This is a genomic window from Flavobacterium nackdongense, assembly GCF_004355225.1.
Classification (GTDB): Bacteria; Bacteroidota; Bacteroidia; order Flavobacteriales; family Flavobacteriaceae; genus Flavobacterium; species Flavobacterium nackdongense.
In genome coordinates this window covers 451,121-469,057 of record NZ_CP037933.1, presented here as the reverse complement: position 1 = coordinate 469,057, position 17,937 = coordinate 451,121, and the positions used below count along the sequence as shown (strand labels likewise).

16 protein-coding genes are annotated in these 17,937 nt (G+C 35.4%); 6 read left to right on the top strand and 10 right to left on the bottom strand.

What is annotated here, in order from left to right:
• Window positions 1-46: 46 nt before the first annotated feature.
• From E1750_RS01845 to E1750_RS01805, 8 genes are all read right to left on the bottom strand, one after another.
• Window positions 47-640: a methyltransferase domain-containing protein gene (locus E1750_RS01845; protein ID WP_165697993.1), complete on the bottom strand. Its 594-nt coding sequence runs from the start codon at window positions 638-640 to the stop codon at window positions 47-49.
• Window positions 627-932, bottom strand: a complete 306-nt coding sequence (locus tag E1750_RS01840; protein ID WP_133275122.1) for a DUF202 domain-containing protein — start codon at window positions 930-932, stop codon at window positions 627-629. The genes E1750_RS01845 and E1750_RS01840 overlap by 14 nt, the downstream gene beginning before the upstream one ends.
• On the bottom strand, window positions 933-1,136 hold the full coding sequence (locus tag E1750_RS01835; protein WP_133275121.1) for a YgaP family membrane protein: 204 nt from the start codon (window positions 1,134-1,136) through the stop codon (window positions 933-935).
• A 31-nt stretch (window positions 1,137-1,167) separates the two neighbouring features.
• On the bottom strand, window positions 1,168-1,362 hold the full coding sequence (locus tag E1750_RS01830) for a DUF6132 family protein (RefSeq protein ID WP_133275120.1): 195 nt from the start codon (window positions 1,360-1,362) through the stop codon (window positions 1,168-1,170).
• Between the two features lies 1 nt (window position 1,363).
• Window positions 1,364-1,666 carry a thioredoxin gene (trxA, locus tag E1750_RS01825; RefSeq protein WP_133275119.1) on the bottom strand — a complete coding sequence of 101 codons (303 nt, stop codon included), beginning with the start codon at window positions 1,664-1,666 and terminating at the stop codon, window positions 1,364-1,366.
• A 196-nt stretch (window positions 1,667-1,862) separates the two neighbouring features.
• The gene (locus E1750_RS01815; protein WP_133275117.1) at window positions 1,863-3,269 is read right to left on the bottom strand and encodes an MBL fold metallo-hydrolase; all 1,407 of its coding nucleotides are present in this window, start codon (window positions 3,267-3,269) and stop codon (window positions 1,863-1,865) included.
• 80 nt (window positions 3,270-3,349) lie between these two features.
• Window positions 3,350-4,153 (bottom strand): sulfite exporter TauE/SafE family protein, encoded by an 804-nt coding sequence (locus tag E1750_RS01810; protein ID WP_133275116.1) that lies wholly within the window; start codon window positions 4,151-4,153, stop codon window positions 3,350-3,352.
• Between the two features lie 64 nt (window positions 4,154-4,217).
• The gene (locus E1750_RS01805; RefSeq protein WP_133275115.1) at window positions 4,218-4,847 is read right to left on the bottom strand and encodes a Crp/Fnr family transcriptional regulator; all 630 of its coding nucleotides are present in this window, start codon (window positions 4,845-4,847) and stop codon (window positions 4,218-4,220) included.
• Between the two features lie 396 nt (window positions 4,848-5,243).
• On the opposite strand from E1750_RS01805, the gene E1750_RS01800 reads away from it, so the two are divergent.
• The 3 genes from E1750_RS01800 to E1750_RS01790 all read left to right on the top strand — a co-directional run bounded on the left by E1750_RS01800 (window position 5,244) and on the right by E1750_RS01790 (window position 11,598).
• Window positions 5,244-6,884 carry an FAD-dependent oxidoreductase gene (locus E1750_RS01800; protein WP_133275114.1) on the top strand — a complete coding sequence of 547 codons (1,641 nt, stop codon included), beginning with the start codon at window positions 5,244-5,246 and terminating at the stop codon, window positions 6,882-6,884.
• A gap of 343 nt (window positions 6,885-7,227) precedes the next feature.
• Window positions 7,228-10,215: a SusC/RagA family TonB-linked outer membrane protein gene (locus tag E1750_RS01795; protein WP_133275113.1), complete on the top strand. Its 2,988-nt coding sequence runs from the start codon at window positions 7,228-7,230 to the stop codon at window positions 10,213-10,215.
• A gap of 12 nt (window positions 10,216-10,227) precedes the next feature.
• On the top strand, window positions 10,228-11,598 hold the full coding sequence (locus tag E1750_RS01790) for a RagB/SusD family nutrient uptake outer membrane protein (protein ID WP_133275112.1): 1,371 nt from the start codon (window positions 10,228-10,230) through the stop codon (window positions 11,596-11,598).
• Window positions 11,599-11,781: 183 nt separating this feature from the next.
• Here E1750_RS01790 and E1750_RS01785 read toward each other — a convergent pair whose 3' ends face one another.
• Both E1750_RS01785 and rocD read right to left on the bottom strand, forming a co-directional pair.
• The gene (locus E1750_RS01785; RefSeq protein ID WP_133275111.1) at window positions 11,782-12,747 is read right to left on the bottom strand and encodes an arginase; all 966 of its coding nucleotides are present in this window, start codon (window positions 12,745-12,747) and stop codon (window positions 11,782-11,784) included.
• 10 nt (window positions 12,748-12,757) lie between these two features.
• On the bottom strand, window positions 12,758-14,041 hold the full coding sequence (gene rocD / locus E1750_RS01780; RefSeq protein ID WP_133275110.1) for an ornithine--oxo-acid transaminase: 1,284 nt from the start codon (window positions 14,039-14,041) through the stop codon (window positions 12,758-12,760).
• A 239-nt stretch (window positions 14,042-14,280) separates the two neighbouring features.
• Here rocD and E1750_RS01775 point away from each other — a divergent pair, with 239 nt between their 5' ends.
• Genes E1750_RS01775 through E1750_RS01765 form a run of 3 tightly spaced genes read left to right on the top strand, consistent with a single transcriptional unit; the run spans window position 14,281 to window position 17,836 of the window.
• On the top strand, window positions 14,281-14,733 hold the full coding sequence (locus E1750_RS01775) for an Lrp/AsnC family transcriptional regulator (protein ID WP_133275109.1): 453 nt from the start codon (window positions 14,281-14,283) through the stop codon (window positions 14,731-14,733).
• 36 nt (window positions 14,734-14,769) lie between these two features.
• Window positions 14,770-15,636: a cyanophycinase gene (locus E1750_RS01770; RefSeq protein WP_133275108.1), complete on the top strand. Its 867-nt coding sequence runs from the start codon at window positions 14,770-14,772 to the stop codon at window positions 15,634-15,636.
• A gap of 1 nt (window position 15,637) precedes the next feature.
• Window positions 15,638-17,836 (top strand): penicillin acylase family protein, encoded by a 2,199-nt coding sequence (locus E1750_RS01765; RefSeq protein ID WP_133275107.1) that lies wholly within the window; start codon window positions 15,638-15,640, stop codon window positions 17,834-17,836.
• The last annotated feature ends 101 nt before the right edge of the window (window positions 17,837-17,937 follow it).

The window sequence follows — 17,937 nt, the reverse complement described above, 5'->3', positions numbered from 1 at the left end:
ATAAATAAAAAAAGTATTCCAAACGAAATACTTTTCAATAGGACTCTTATTTTTTCTGAAACTCAATAAACAATTCGGAATTGGCTCTTGTTTTGAGGGAATTATAACAAATATCAAATTTCAAAAAATCGAAATAATCTTTAAAAAGCTGCTCATATTCCGCTTTATTTCCACCAAAAGGAGGTCCTGATTCAAAGGTTTTATTAAACAACAAACCAACCAATAGTCCTTTTTCTTTTAAAATTTTATGCATTTCTACCACGTATTTTTCTCGCATTGTGGGTGGCAAAGCACAGAAAAAAGTTTGTTCAATAACCAAATCATATTGGCCTTTATGCTCAAAAAAATCCCCCAAAACGATTGTAATATTGGGATAATCTTTAAATTTTTTCTGAAGTTTATTGACCAATGATGGTGCAATGTCTATAAGTGTAATATTGGTAAATCCTTGGCTTACTAAATATTCTGCTTCGTGAGAATTACCGCAACCCGGTATCAAAATACTGATATTCTTGTTTTCTAATGTATCAATATATTCTTTTATTGGCGGGGAAACTTTGCCTAAATCCCAACCGGTAGCATTGGTTTTATATTGCGTTTCCCAATACTCTTGATCCAATCGTTTTTCATTGTTCATCATATTGCATTTTATAATCTCCAATATGTTTTTCGTTATCGAGAATCATTTTTTTATGTTTGAAATAATTGAACACACCAACACAAAAAATCACGAAAGAACTTATAAATAGGAACCATTCAATAATAAAACTGTTCTCGATTTTGAGCAAACTTTCTAAGCTTAAACCAGCAATAAAAAAATACATTGAAGTTCGCAGAAAAGCCAAGAAAGTCGATTGATTGGCTAAGATAGTTCTTTGCAAAGCCAGTCTTTCTCTTAATATCAAGTCTTTATTTATTTGTTTGTCAATCATTTATTTCTTTTTGCAAGTAGAAATTCCCCATGGAAGATAAAGTGGGCAAAAACTCACTAGACTAGTTATGGCAAAAATCACGGCAAATATGCCTAAAATTAATGCGGTTGTGCCACTAATAGTTCCTGTGTAATACAAAATACCTATTACAAGTGCGATAAGAATACGAATAATTTTGTCTGTAGTACCCATGTTTTTTTTCATGATAATTAGATTTAAATTGGTTAAAATACTATTACTTTTTTGGTGATTTTATAAACATATTAAAAATTAATCCGCCCATTGCAGCTCCATACAAACTACTGTTCAAAGGTTTTGACGTTATGGCGCAAGTAGCAGATGCGCATCCCACATAAAAATAATATAAATAACCTGCAATTGCTCCAACAACGATTCCAATTCCAGTGATGATTATGGCATTTTTGGTCATTTTAGTTACTTTTTTCAATAATAATTTTCACTATATCTTCTTTAGACAAAACGCCCGATTGACGCCACAATTGTTTGCCGTTTTGAAACAAAATCAATGTAGGAACCCCACGAACTTGGTATTTTGAAGCCAATTGTTGGTTTTTGTCCACATCAATTTTCAGGATGCTAATTCTTTCACCTAAATTGTCTTTTACTTGTTTTAGAATCGGTGCCAGGGTTTGACAAGGGCCACACCAAGTAGCAAAAAAATCAATTAAAACCGGTTTTTCGGCTTTGATAATAGTATCGAAACGAGTACTCATTTTTTTGAAAATTTATTGTTGGGAAGCGCACAACCCTTTGGTCCACAACCTAAATTAAAAACTGCTTGAACTAAGAAAAATAAACCAAAAGCGATAAAAAACCACTCTTTTGTGGTAAAAGCTTGGACGAACAAAAACAGGGCAAACGCCAATCGTACCCATCGCATCGGGTGCCAATTTGTAAATAATAGCTGTTTCATTTTAATGTTGATGGACAAACAAAATTCGTTGTCTTAATTGCTGTTTTTTTGATTGCCGCAAATCCTCCCAAAACATTGATTACGTTATGATATCCTCTAGCTTTTAGTATAGAGGCAGCAATTACCGAACGGTAACCACCAGCACAATGAACATAAAATTCTTCTTCTTTTGGAAATTCTGCAATATGATCATTGATAAAATCCAAAGGTGTGGAATGAGCAACATCGATATGTTCTGAAGTAAATTCTCCCTCTTTTCTAACATCAAAAACAGGGACATTTTCTTCCATCAATTCTTCCAATCCATTGGCTGTAACCCAATTGACCGTATCATATTCAAATCCTGCTTTTTTCCAGGTTTCAAATCCACCTTTCAAATACCCTAAAGTATTGTCGTAACCTACTCGAGCCAATCGCGTAATGCTTTCTTCTTCTCTTCCCAATGGCGTCACCAAAAGAATCGGCTGTTTGATATCGGGAATTAATGCACCCACCCAAGGAGCAAAATCCCCATCAATACCAATAAAAATGGACTGCGGGATATGTCCTTTCGAATAATCATCTTGGTGGCGAACATCAAGAATTACAGTATCGATTTTGTTGGCCACCAATTCAAAAGTTTCGGCATCATACGGAATGGCGTCACTTATAATATCTTCAACATTTTCGTAACCTTCTTTATTGAGCTTCACATTCATAGGAAAATAAGAAGGTGGCGGCAATAAACCATCTGTGACTTCCTTAATAAATTCTTCCTTAGTCATATTGGCACGGAGCGCATAATTGGTCTTCTTTTGGTCTCCAATAGAACCAATAGTTTCCTTGCTTAAATTTTTCCCGCAAGCACTGCCAGCACCGTGAGCGGGATAAACAATGACATCGTCTGCCAAGGTCATCACCTTGTTTCGCAAACTATCGTATAAAATCCCCGCCAATTGCTCTTGGGTCATATTGGAAGCTTTTTGCGCTAAATCAGGACGCCCTACATCTCCTAAAAATAAGGTATCACCACTAAAAAGTGCATAATCTTTTCCGTTCTTGTCTTTCAAAAGATAACAAACGCTTTCTAAAGTATGCCCTGGTGTATGCAAAACCGTGATGGTAATTTCACCTAAATGAAATACTTCTCCATCTTGGGCAATGTGGGCTTCAAAACTAGGTTCCGCAGAAGGACCAAAAATGATGGGTGCTCCTGTTTTTTCAGCCAAAGTAACGTGACCACTCACAAAATCGGCGTGAAAATGAGTCTCCAAAATATATTTGATTTTGGCATTATTTTTATTGGCCTTGTTGATATAGGGTTGCACTTCGCGCAATGGATCAATAATAGCGACCTCTCCTTTGCTTTCGATATAGTAGGCACCTTGTGCTAAACATCCGGTATAGATTTGCTTTATTTTCATTTTAAAAGTGTTTTTTATACTGTAAATTTATTCAATTTTTATGTCGATTTCCATTCCACCTACTACATTTTAGGAAATTATTATGATACCAAAAGCTCTCTCAAGATGATGTAAATTCCCATAGCAAGGACGAACCATCCAAAACTAGTTTTGAGTTTATTGTCTTCTACTTTTTTAGCAATAAAATTGCCAATAAATATTCCAATTATTGAGGCTAAAGTAAAGTATTCCAATAACTTCCAGTCTATTATTTGGTCACTCAAAATATCGCCTGTAAAACCAATTATGGATTGCGCCGAAACAATAAAAAGAGAAGTTCCTACAGCCATCTTAATTGGTGTTTTTGCAAAAACCAACAAAGTGGGAACAATCAAAAATCCTCCGCCAGCTCCTACAAAACCTGATACTAGCCCGATAAGAATTCCCATTAATACTATTTTGAAATAGTTGAGTTTTACGTCTTCCGAAACTATCTTTTCTTTCAAAGGTTGTATCATTCGAACCGAGGCAAAAATCATCACAAAAGCAAAAACGACCATAATCAGGACGGACTTCGTCAAACTGAATTGTTCAGTCGAAAAAATAATATCAGGAATAGTAGGAACGATAATTTTTCGAGTAACAAAAACAGAAATTATGGCTGGTATTCCAAATAAACCGACCTTTTTAAAATCGACTAATTGTTGTTTGGCTTTCTGAATTCCTCCTACTAATGAGGTTGTTCCGATTACAAATAACGAATAGGCTGTGGCCAATGTAGGTTCGATTCCCATTACATAAACCAAAATAGGTACCGAAAGTATTGACCCTCCGCTTCCTAACATTCCGAGAGTCATACCTACAAAAACCGCTAAGATGTATCCTATTATTTGGGATATTTCCATTTATAAAACTTTAAGAGTACAAACATAAGGCCTTAAAAATTGCAATACTGTAACAAATGTTACTTCATTTCAGCAATACAATCGAAGCCCTATTCAATCGTATCTTTCCCTTATTTTCTAAAGCTTTAAGCAAACGCGAAACCACCACTCTGGAAGTATGTAAATCGTAAGCGATTTCCTGATGGGTCGAATGAATTTCTTTAGAATTAACCACTTTGGCTTTCTCAATTAGGTAATTTAGCAACCGTTCGTCCATATTCATAAATGCCAGATTATCAATAGCCGTAAGCATTTCTTTTAAACGATTGTTGTAACTGTTAAAAACATAGTTTCTCCAACTTCTGTATTTCCCTAACCACTCTTCCATTTTGCTTACAGGAATCATAATTAATTGTCCTTTAGTTTCGGCCACGGCTCTGATTTCGCTTTTGGTTTCGCCCAAACAACATGCCATCGTCATAGCACAAGTATCGCCTTTTTCGATAAAATACAACAACAATTCACCTTCGTCAAAATCTTCACGCAATATCTTGATAGCACCTGAAATTAACAATGGCATTTTTCGAATAGAATCGCCAAAATCTATTAAAATATCCCCTTCTTTAAAATCTCTCAGCAAAGAAGTTTCTACAATTTCTTCGATTAATTTATCTTCAAAAATATATCCGTAGGTCTGTTGGAGTAATTCTTTCATTATTGGATTTGCGTTTTATTTGGACGTAAATTTCGCTAAAAATTTCCATTTAAAAAACACAAACAGCAAACTCTTTATCGAATATCAATATCCACAAAATTAAACCACACTTCGTCTTCGCTCAGTGCAGGCTAGAAAAGTTTTTTTTAACAAAAAACGCTTTGCTCATCATAGTTATCAAAGCTATGTGTAAATAAAATACCTATGAAAAATCTTTAAATGTGATAATTTTGATAATCTATGTGGTTAAAAAATAAATGAACTCTAATTAAAAATTTGATGTTTAGGCTTTTGATTGAATATTTTATTTTGTTTTAAAATCATTTCGATTTATGTAACAAAAGCTACAAATAAGAAGCTTTATTTTTCAGAAATTTGCGTCATAAAAAAATAAAGATGAAAATACTAATTATAGGTGGAGTTGCAGGTGGTGCCACTGCAGCAGCACGATTGAGAAGACTAAGCGAAGAAAACGAAATCATAATATTCGAAAAAGGAGAACACGTCAGTTTTGCCAATTGTGGACTTCCTTACCATATTGGAGGTGTGATTGCCGAACGTTCAAAGTTATTATTACACACTCCTACTTCCTTAAAAACAAGATTCAACCTTGATGTTCGTGTTTTTAATGAGGTTTTAAAAATCAACAAAGAAGCAAAAACGGTTGAAGTTAGAAACCTAATTTCAAAAGAAACTTACACAGAAACCTACGATAAATTATTATTATCGCCCGGTGCAGAACCTTTCAGACCTAATATTCTTGGGATTGATTCCGATAAAATTATGACGCTTCGCAATGTGGCTGACATGGATCGCATCATTGCCAAAACTAAAGGTTTGAAAAATATTGCCGTCGTTGGAGGAGGTTTTATTGGATTGGAAGTCGCGGAAAATTTAGTTGAAAAAGAATTAAATGTGACCGTTATAGAGTTGGGAAATCAAGTGATGGCGCCTGTGGATTATGAATTTGCCAAAATGGTTCAACATCACGCAGCCGCCAAAAACCTAAGTATCCTTGTCAATACAGGTGTCGAAGCTTTCGAGGAAAAGGGAAATAAAATTGAATTAAAATTGAATACAGGCAAAACCATTCTGGCTGATGGCGTTGTGTTTGCCATTGGAGTGAAGCCTGAAAATGGGTTGGCAAAAGCCGCTGGATTAGATTTGGGAGTTACTGGTGGAATTGCTGTAAATGAATTTATGCAAACCTCGGACGAAAATATTTATGCTGTGGGCGATGCTGTGGAAGTTTCTCATTATATTAATCAGACTAAGGTATTGATTCCATTGGCTTGGCCTGCCAATCGTCAAGGGCGAATTGTAGCCGATAATATAACTAGAGGAAACAAAATTTCGTATAAAGGAACTTTGGGAACTTCGATTATCAAATTCTTCGATTTGACTGTGGCCGCTACAGGGCTAAACGAAAAACTATTGAAACATTACAACATTCCGTACCGCACTGTGACTGTAACTCGTGCCAATCACGCCGGTTATTATCCTGGTGCCACGAATATTGTCTTGAAAATGAATTTTGGCGAAGACGGAACAATTTATGGTGCTCAAGCTTTGGGACAAGAAGGTGTTGACAAGCGAATTGATTTGATTGCTACGGCGATCAAAGGGAATTTGTCCATTTATGAATTGCAAGAGATTGAAATAGCTTATGCTCCACCCTATAATTCCGCTAAAGATCCTGTGAACATTTTGGGTTATGTTGCCGAAAATATGTTGCATGACGATGTACGATTCATCAATTACGATCAATTAGAGGATTATCTTTTGGCTGAAAATGCGATTTTGATTGACGTAAGAACCAAAACAGAGTTCGAAAACGGTGCCATTCCCAAGGCCATCAATATGGATGTGGATACTTTGAGAGACCACTTGGATTTCTTTGACAAAAACAAAAAGTATGTCATTTATTGCCAAATTGGTTTGAGAGGCTATTTGGCGCAACGCATTTTGAGGAATAATGGTATCTATTCGGTGAATTTAAATGGAGGTTACGGGCTTTGGAAACCGATAAATAGTTAAGTTATAAACCAAAATTTATTAAATAACTGTGTTTTAACTCTTTTTTGATTGATTATAATTCTCAAAAAGTTCACAATGACTTTTTTTTAAGTTATTTTGAGTTAAATTAAATTAATACAACGCAATTTTTATAATAAATAACTTAAAATGAGACTTCAAATAAAAATTACAGATTATTAAATTTACAATAAAAATCATAATTTTAAATATAAAATATAATTTATTGAAAAATAAAATACTGTATTCGTAAAAATTCAGTATTTATCGATTTTTTCTTCAAAAAAGTTTTACAATTAACAATATTTTGTGATATTCGCAGCAACTAATCATAAAATATGTTAATATGAAAATTAATTTCAAGTGTTTGCTTGGGTTTCTATTTGTACTGTTTGTACAAATAGCTAGTGCTCAAGAAATTAAAGTAAAGGGTAAAGTGACCGACCACGCTGGGTTACCTATTCCAGGCGCAAATGTCCTAGTAAAAGGAACAAAAACAGTTGCAGAAACTGGATTGGATGGAGATTTTACTATTGATGCTCCAAAAGGAGCTACATTGGTAGTAACTTTTATTGGAATGAAAACTATGGAAGTAGCCGCTGCTCCGACAGTTAACGTAAAAATGAAAGATGATACCAATGAATTGGAAACCGTTTTGGTTATTGGTTATGGAACGACAAGCAAAAGAAAATCTACCGATGCCGTTGCTAAAGTTACATCAAAAGATATTGAGCAAATTCCTGTGGCCTCTGTTCAAAATGCGTTGGTTGGTAAGTTAGCCGGGGTTCAAATAACCCAAACCAATGGTAAAGTTGAAGGAGGTATGTCTGTAAGAGTTCGTGGAGCTGCCAGTATCAGTGCTGGAAAGGAACCATTATATGTATTAGATGGAATTCCATTGGTTACTACAAATGAATCTAATAACGGAGCACCTACAAACCCATTGATTACATTAAGCCCAAATGAAATTGAATCGATTGACGTATTAAAAGATGCTTCTTCCGCTGCAATTTATGGTGCGCGTGGTGCAAATGGAGTTGTCATAATTACTACTAAAAAAGGAAAATTAGGTAAAGGCGCTTTTGCCCTTAACTTTTCGCAAGGGGTGAGCGAAGCTACTCACAAAAGAAAATGGTTAAATGCAGCACAATATGTCGAGCTATTTACAGAAGCTTCAATAAATGGTACCGGTGATGCTGCTGAAGCAGAAGATACTTTTGATTTCCTCGCTCAGGGTACAGATTGGAGAAATTTAGAAGTGAACTCAGATTGGCAAGACACTGCTTTCCAAAATGGTTTTACAACTGATGCCGATTTTTCAGTTTCTGGAGCAGATGAAAAAACTAAATATTTCTTTGCTGGAGCCTACAATAATACAATTGGTATAATTAATAGCAACGAATTAGAAAGAGTTACTGCAAGAACGAATATATCGCACCAAGTATCCGATAAATTTTCTGCAGGTATGAACTTGAGTTTTTCTAGATCTGAAATTCAACGTGTTCAAGATGATAACGCTTTTACTACGCCTTTGCAAGCAGTAGCACAGTCACCTCTATCTCCTATTCGTTTAGATGATGGAACTGCCAATCCAAATACCTTGTATGCTAACTATTTGTTGGCCATAGACAATTCGTATTGGAAAACAATTATGAGAAGAGTCACAGGAAAAGTTTTTGGAGAATATAAATTTGTACCTTCTTTAAAATTCACTTCTGAATTTGCTTACGATTTATTATCGCAAACTGAAGACAACTGGAATGGTAAAAACGTACCTTTTATGTCAACAGATGGAGAAGTTTTCGCTTCTTCGGTAAACAACGAGACCTATATTTGGTCTAACTACTTTACTTATGACAAGACATTTGGAGAAAAGCACACCATTAATGCTGTTGCAGGTATGGAGTTCAATGATTTCAACAGAAGATACCAAGATGTAACTAGTATTTATTTTCCTAATGACAACTTTCAAACTGTAGATGGTGGTGCCGAAGTTAATGCAGGATCTGGAAACGAAACCGATTATACCTTTTCATCTCTTTTCGGACGAGTATCTTATTCGTATGCCAATAAATACCTTTTGAAAGCAAGTATTCGTCGTGACGGTTCTTCACGTTTTGGTGAAAACAATAAATACGGTACATTCCCTTCCTTCTCTGCTGGATGGATTATGTCAGAAGAGTCTTTTTTGAAAGAAAGCAAAGTTTTATCATTTTTGAAACTAAAAGGAAGTTGGGGACAATTAGGAAATGCTGAAATTGGAAATTTTGCCTCTCGTCAATTGTACGGACCAAGTTCTTATAATTTAAAATCAGGTTTAGTATTTACTCAAGCTGGAAATCCAAATCTAACTTGGGAAAAATCGTCTCAATTAGACCTAGGATTTGAAGTTGGATTCTTAAACAGGTTCAGTTTAGATTTTGATTATTACAAGAAAACGACTGATGGTTTATTGTTTAGTGTTCCACTACCTCAAAGTTCAGGTGCTTCTACTATCAATCAAAACGTGGGCGTTTTAGAAAGTAGCGGTTTAGAGTTTACCGTAAACACAACTAATATCGATACAGACAAATTGAAATGGACCACTAGTTTCAACATTACAACCAATCAAACCGTTGTAAAAGAATTGCCAAATAACAATACAGATCTTCTTGGTACTTTCACAATTAACAGAGTGAATGAAAAGGCTTCTGCATTCTACTTGAAAGAATATGCAGGTGTGGATCCTGCTAATGGTGATGCGCTATTTTATTTGAATACGGTAAAAGCAGATGGCTCGTTGGATAAAACCACCACGAATGATTATGCGGCTGCAGAGCGAATTGTTACGGGTAATCCTTTCCCTGAATTGATGGCGGGTTTAACCAATACAATGAACTTTAGTGGATTTGATTTTAGTTTTACATTCCAAGGCGAATGGGGAGCTAGCATCTACAACTCCGCTGGTATCTATCAGTCGGTAAGTGCTGATTATTTTGACAATCAAACAGTTGATCAATTGAATCGTTGGCAAAATCCTGGTGATATAACCAATGTTCCTCAAGCAAGACTGTATGGAGGTAATGGTACTGGAGCTTCAACGAGGTTTTTACAAAAAGCTGATTTTATCCGTTTAAGAAACTTAACTTTTGGTTATTCTTTACCAAAAACAACGCTTAATTCTATGGGAATGACCAATGTACGCGTTTATTTGTCAGGAGTAAATTTACTTACCTTTACTGATTATGATGGCTACGACCCAGAAGCGAGAAGAGACGACACAGGTATCGGTGAAGAGTTTTATTCTGCTCCACCAGCGAGAACTATTGCATTAGGTGTAAATCTTAATTTCTAAAAACAAAATCAAATGAAAACAAATAAATTCATATTATACACAATATTTGCAGCCTTTCTAGTAAGTTGTGATGGTCAATTAGATATCGATCCAAGACAACGTGAAGATGCTTCAATTACACTGAGCACTGAAAAAGGAATTAGCGATGTTTTATCCGGTGCATATTCTATTCTAGCTAATGGTGATGCTTATGGAGGTCGAATACAAGTTTCGGCTGATTTATTAGCACAAACAGGGGTAACTTCGACAACTAATTTTAGATGGAGAGGAACTTTTGCCACTTTCAGACAAATGTACACCAAGACAATGTTAGTCGATAACGGTCAAGTACAATCCATTTGGCAAAGAAGCTACGAAATTATCAATGCTACCAATGTAGTAATGGAAAATATAGACAAAGTGCAAGATCCCGATCGAGCAAAAGTGATGGTTGCCGAAGCAAAGTTTCTGCAGGGGCTTGTTTATTTTGATTTAGTTCGATTATTCGCAAAACCTTATGATGCCGCGGTAACCGCTAATAGTCAATTAGGAGTAGTTATTCGTCCTAAAGCAATTTACAATTTTGATTCAGATCTTTCTGCAGAAAGAAGCTCTGTGGATGAAGTTTACAAACTAATCATCAATAGTTTAAATCAGGCTTACACTGACTTACCTGCTGACAATGGATTTTTTGCCAACAAATATGCTGCAAAAGCATTATTAGCTCGTGTTTATTTGCAACAGCAAAATTACCCAGCTGCTTTAAGTGCTGCACAAGATGTTATCGCAAATAGTGGTGCAAAATTATCGGCTACCTATAAGGATGCCTTCAATCACGATGTTAATCAAATTGAGGATATTTTTGCAATCCAAATCACTAAACAAACTGGGGACAACCAGTTGGTAAATCACTATGGTTCAGAAGACGTCGGTGGTCGTGGTGGAGATGTCGAAATTAGAACTACTTATTTGAACAAATTTACTGACTTGAATGACGAAAGAAGAAATTTTAACTACATCAATCCCGATAACGGCCGAAGATTATCCTCAAAATTCACTAATGAATTTGGAGATGTACCAATGATCCGTTTAGCCGAATTGATTCTTATCAGAGCAGAAGCCAATTTTAGACTTGGTTCTTCTATTGGCGCGACTCCACTAGTTGATATTAATTCCTTGAGAACTCGTGCCAAAGCGGCCAATTTCACTTCGATAACTTTAGCTCAAATCTTGAACGAAAGGGTGTTAGAATTGGCTATGGAAGGTTTTGCCATTCACGATGTAAAAAGAACTAAAGGAAATATTGGCGGTACTTACAATTGGGATTCGAACTTATTGGTGTTCCCTATTCCATTAAGAGAAACAGACAATAACAAAAAGATTACTCAAAATCCTGGATATTAATTATTTTGGATTCTAGTTTTAAACCATCACGTTTTGCGTGATGGTTTTTTTTTGCATTCAATTTCGAAGACAATTAGTGCTTTTCAAATTGCGCTATTGCAAAATATATTGCATTAAAAAAACCCAAAAACAGCTTTTGTTTTCAGGCTTAGTACTAAATTAAAAAAAATATAATCAACTAACTTACACTTCAATTGGCGAAATAAGGGTTTCAGTTATGGTCTCCAAAACCTGAAAAGCTGTCTCAGCCATTTTATTCCCTTTGGTGTCTAACAATGGATTGACCTCGACCAGTTCGATACAGACTACTTTTTTTGTTGTAATAATTTGATTGATAATTTCAATAATCTCATATTGATCAAATCCTCTGGAAACAGGTGTTCCGGTTCCAAACGAAATCAAATCACAATCCATAGAATCAACATCGAATGAAAGGTACAAAATATCACAATGTGATAATTTAATTAAGGCTTCATTTACACAAGTTTCCAATCCTCGATACCGAATTTCATCCACTTTATAGTTCCGAATATTGAGTTTATCGATTACTGCATCTTCTGCGTCTTCCGTATCACGAACACCAAAATAAACCAGATCATCTGCCGAAAATTTAGGCCCAGCAATACCTATATTTTTCAATTTAAACCAATGTTCTTGAATATCATCCGCTACAGCATTTACTTGAAAATACAAATTATCTTCACCAAGTGCCGCAGCTATTGGCATTCCGTGAATATTTCCTGAAGGTGTTGTAAAAGGGGAATGCAAATCGGCATGAGCATCAATCCAAATTACACCTAATGTTTGCTCGGGATAAGCAGCTTTTATACCACTAATAGTTCCTAACGCTGATGAATGATCTCCCGATAAAACAATTGGAAAATAATTATCCTCCAAATTATTTTTGACCGAATGACAAACTCGATGGCATTGTTGTACCACATGTTCTATTCTTTTAGCAACTGAACTTCTGTATTTGTCATAAATCGATTCGTTGTGCGTTTTTACATCTTCATACTCGAATGCATTAAAATAGTCACTTCCTCGATTTATTGCTGCAATTTCTATGGCATCGATTCCCAAATCTGAGCCTCTGGTTCCTGCGCCAATATCGGACCTATTTTTAATAATTTTAATGGCTTTTTCCATCCTTAATTATTCAAATAAAATCATTTAGTGCTCTCTCTATAATAGTCAAACAGTCCTTTATTTGCTCTTCGGTAATCACCAACGGCGGTGCAAAACGAATTTTATTTCCGTGCGTTGGCTTTGCTAAAAGGCCATAATCTCTGAAACGAAGGCAAATTTCCCAAGCCAAATCCGATTCTTCTCCGCAATTGATTACAATGGCATTCAATAAACCTTTGCCGCGAACCAATTCGATTAACGGATTTCGTTGCGCTATTTCATTCAGACCTTTTCTTAAAATAATTCCCAATCTTTCGGCATTTTCGGCCAATTTTTCGTCTTGAATTACTTCGAGTGCCGCAATAGCCACAGCTGCAGCCACAGGATTTCCTCCAAAAGTAGAACCGTGCTGTCCTGGTTTGATGACATTCATAATTGCATCATTGGCGAGTACAGCCGATACAGGATAAACACCTCCCGAAATGGCTTTACCTAAAATTAAAATATCAGGCTTAACTTCTGGTTTGTTTTCGCATCCTTTTTCACAAGAACAATTTCCACAGGTAGCTAACAATCTTCCTGTTCGAGCAATCCCTGTTTGCACTTCATCGGCGATAAACAAAACATTATGCGCTTCACAAAGGGCTTTCGCTTTAGCCAAATAGCCTTCTGTCGGAACATAAACTCCCGCTTCACCCTGAATAGGTTCGACCAAGAATCCCGCTATATTTTTTGATGCTTTCAGAACATTTTCTAAAGCATCGATATTGTCATAAGGTATTTTTATAAAACCTTCGGTATAAGGACCAAAACTCTTGCGTGCACCTTCGTCATTTGAAAACGAAATAATAGTTGTGGTTCGTCCGTGAAAATTATTTTCGCAAACAATAATTTGTGCTTGATTTTCAGCAATACCTTTTACTTCATACGCCCATTTTCGACATAATTTCAGCGCTGTCTCTACCGCCTCGGCACCTGTATTCATAGGCAATACTTTGTCGAACCCAAAATACTTTGTTACATATTCTTCAAAAACGCCTAATTGATCATTATAAAAAGCACGGGAAGTCAAGGTCAATTTTTGAGCTTGATGGATCATTGCTCCAATAATTTTTGGATGACAATGCCCTTGATTCACCGCCGAATAGGAAGATAAAAAATCATAATATTTTTTTCCATCAACATCCCAAACAAAAACGCCCTCCCCTTTTTCTAAAACAACGGGCAGTGGATGGTAATTATGCGCTCCATATCTATTCTCTTTTTCAATTAAAACTTCCGATTTAGTGGAAAGTTTTTGCTCCATTTGAATCATAATTATATATTTTAGTATAAATTTTGTAACAAAAGTAATCAAAATTTTTAATTTTCCAAAAAAAATAATAATTTTGACTTTTTTAGTACTTATTTTAATTAAATATATTTAAAAATTAGTTTTTTTAAAGTCATTTCTTCGATATAGTAATTAGATTTGCGGTCTATATTAGGATATGATTAAAAAATAATTACTTTTATAACCGTAAGAAAAAGTGAATTTAACTTAAAAAAGCATTTATGGACCTATTAGATGAATTTGACATCAGCATTATTAAAGAATTAGAAAAAGATGGAAGAATGGCGTTTTCGGCTATTGCAACCAATTTAAAAATATCCAACACAATGGTGCACCAACGCATCAGTCGCTTACTAGAACAAAATATTATTACCGGAATCAAACCAGTTCTGAATGAAAAAAAAATGGGGTATGATTGGGGTGCTTTTACAGGAATCACTTTGACCAAAGATCACGATTCCGATAAAGTGATCGAAGCCTTGAAAAGTATTCCAGAAGTGACGGAATGTTACTTTATTACGGGCTCTTTTACACTCTATATCAAATTGATCGCCAAAGACCACGATGATATGCGAAAATTACTTTATGAAAAAATTGATACCATTCCTGGAATAGCAAAAACCGATTCTATCATAGAATTGGGTTGTGCTTTTAAACGAAACTTAACATTGTAAAACTAATATTATTCAACCTTTTTCTTAATAGCTCCGATGAATTCAATCCTAAATTCTGCAAAAAACAAACAGTACCTATTTTTATTCGCGCTAATCGTGCTAATTTGCAACTTAAGTCAAGCCCAAACTCCAAAAGGAAAATTATTTATTATTGGAGGCGGTAAACGCAGCGACCAACTAATGACGCAACTTTTATCGATTTCAAGTTTACAGAAAAAAGATTATATCGTTGTTTTGCCAATGTCAAGCGAAGAACCCGACAGTGCTTATATTTATTTCAAAAAACAAGTTGAAAAACTGACGCCAAATCCTATTGTGATGCTGAATTTCAATAAAACAACAGCGACAAATAAAGTACTTGTGGACTCCTTGCAAAAAGCAAAACTCATTTTTATCAGCGGCGGAGACCAAACCCGATTTATGGGAGTAGTGAGCAAAACGCCCGTTTTCGATGCCATTCATCAAGCCTATCAAAACGGAAGTACAATCTCCGGAACAAGTGCCGGAGCAGCGGTGATGTGCGAACATATGATCACTGGAAACCAAAAATTAGAAAAAAAATACACCGAAACTTTTGACAATATTAGATATGACAATCTTGAAACAGCAGAAGGTTTAGGATTGATTAAAAACGTAATTATCGACCAACATTTTCTAAAAAGAAGCCGGTACAACAGACTTCTTTCGGGTTTAGTTGAATTTCCAACTCATATCGGAATCGGGATTGACGAAAGTACCGCGATTATTGTTCGAAATAAAGAAATAGAAATTGCTGGGGAAAGCGAAGTAATTGTAGTTCAAAACCCAAAGGGAATTACTAAAGCTCCAAAGAATAATGTAGTTGGCATAGAAGGACTAGAAATGAGTATTTATTACGCTGGGCAACAATTTAAAATCAAATAAGATGCATATTTTCAAAAATAAACTAACACTTTGCCTGCTGTTTTTATACTGCTCATCGATTGGATTTGCTCAGAAATTAACTCCCAAAGATATCAGCAGACTCAATGCAATTGCGAAACAAGTTACTATAATTCGAGACAATTGGGGAATTGCACATATTTACGGAAAAACAGATGCCGACGCCGTTTTCGGAATGTTGTATGCTCAATGTGAAGACGATTTCAAAAGAGTCGAAATGAATTATATTGAAAAATTGGGTCGCCTGTCCGAAATAAAAGGTCAAGCGGTAGTTTACAATGATTTAGAAACACGTTTACTAATTGATGCTGAAGAAGCCAAAGCCGATTATAAAAAAGCAGCACCTTGGTTGAAAAAATTGTTAGACAGTTATGCCGATGGAATCAATTATTATTTATACAAACACCCTGAAGTCAAGCCTTTGATGCTGAGCCATTTTGAGCCTTGGTTCCCTTTGCTTTGGACAGATGGCAGCATCGGCGCTATCAGTACAGCCGATTTGACTACTACTGAGTTAAAATCATTTTATGGTAGTGATGATAAATTTGCTTATGTCGACAAGGTTAAGGATATGCAAACCGGTTCTAATGGATTTGCAATCGCACCCTCAAAAACAGCGAGCGGGAATGCCATTTTATACATCAATCCACATACTACTTTTTACTTTAGACCTGAAATTCAGATCAATAGTGACGAAGGTTTGAGTGCTTATGGAGCCGTAACTTGGGGACAATTTTTTATTTATCAAGGATTTAATGAAAATTGTGGTTGGATGCACACTTCTTCAAATGTTGATGTTGCCGATACCTATGCTGAAAAAATAATCCTAAAAAACAAAAAACTTTTTTACGAATATGACTCTAAATTATATCCCGTTATCGAAAAGAAAATTAATATCAAATATTTAGAAAACAGCAAATTAATTCCCAAAACATTTACCACTTATTTTACCAACAAAGGTCCGATTATGGCCAAAAGGGATGGTAAATGGATCAGCCTAAAATCCAGAAATCGATCGATGGCCAGTTTAGAACAAAGCTGGATTCGAACCAAATCGAAAAACTTTGATGAGTATCAAAAAGCGATGGAAATGAAAGCGAATGCTTCTAACAATACAGTTTACGCCGATAACAAAGGAAATATTGCGTATTGGCACGGCAATTTCATTCCTATTCGGGACAAAAACTTGAATTGGGCCAAAGTAATGGATGGAACCACTTCTGCAACACAATGGAAAGGTTTGCACAATCCATCGGAGACGGTGCATCTCTTCAATCCGTCAAATGGTTGGTTACAAAATTGCAATTCAACTCCCTACACTGTTGCCGGAGAAAATAGCCCAAAAGAAGAAAATTATCTTCCCTATATGGCGCCCGACGGGGAAAATTTTAGAGGAATTAATGCCGTACGAATTTTAAGCCAAGGTAATAATTACACTCTTGACAAAATAATTGCTGATGGGTATAATTCAAAACTTTCGATTTTTGAAGTATTAATTCCAGCTTTGGTCGCAAGTTTTGAGAAAAACATTCAGCCTGAAAACCCAATATATAAGGAGTTAATCGAGCCCATAACAACATTAAAAAATTGGGATTATTATGCTAATGAAAACTCTGTAGCCACAACTTTGGCTAATGAATGGGCTTATAAACTAAATCCCATCCTGCAAAAAGTTTACGTTGACGAAGGCGAAACGGATCAAGTTGAAAATACGATTCAATTTGCAAAAACTGCCTCTTCTGATGATTTAATTCCGCAGCTACAAACAGTTGTAACCGAATTAAAAACCAAATTTGGAACTTGGCAAATTCCTTGGGGTGAACTCAATAGATTTCAGCGAAGTTCAGGCGATATTGATTTAGTGTATAAGGACGATGCCGAAAGTTTACCTATTGGCATTGGTGCAGCGCTTTGGGGAAGTTTACCCGCTTATAAAAGCAGTTATCAAAACGGAACCAAAAAAAGATATGGTTTTAATGGAAATAGTTTTGTCTGCGCTGTTGAATTTGGTTCAAAAGTTAAGGCTAAATCACTTTTGGCAGGTGGCAATAATGGAAATCCAAAATCAAAACACTTTATGGATCAGGCCAAAATGTACCAAAAAGGAGTTTTTAAGGACGTTTTGTTTTATAAAGAAGAGGTCGAAAAAAATGCAGAACGAACGTACCATCCGGGCGAATAATAGGAATAATATATAAGATTAATTTATGTAGCGATAAAGGAATTAACTTTTGTTTTGCTCATCGCTACAATTATTATGTACATATTTGTAAAAAATTAAAG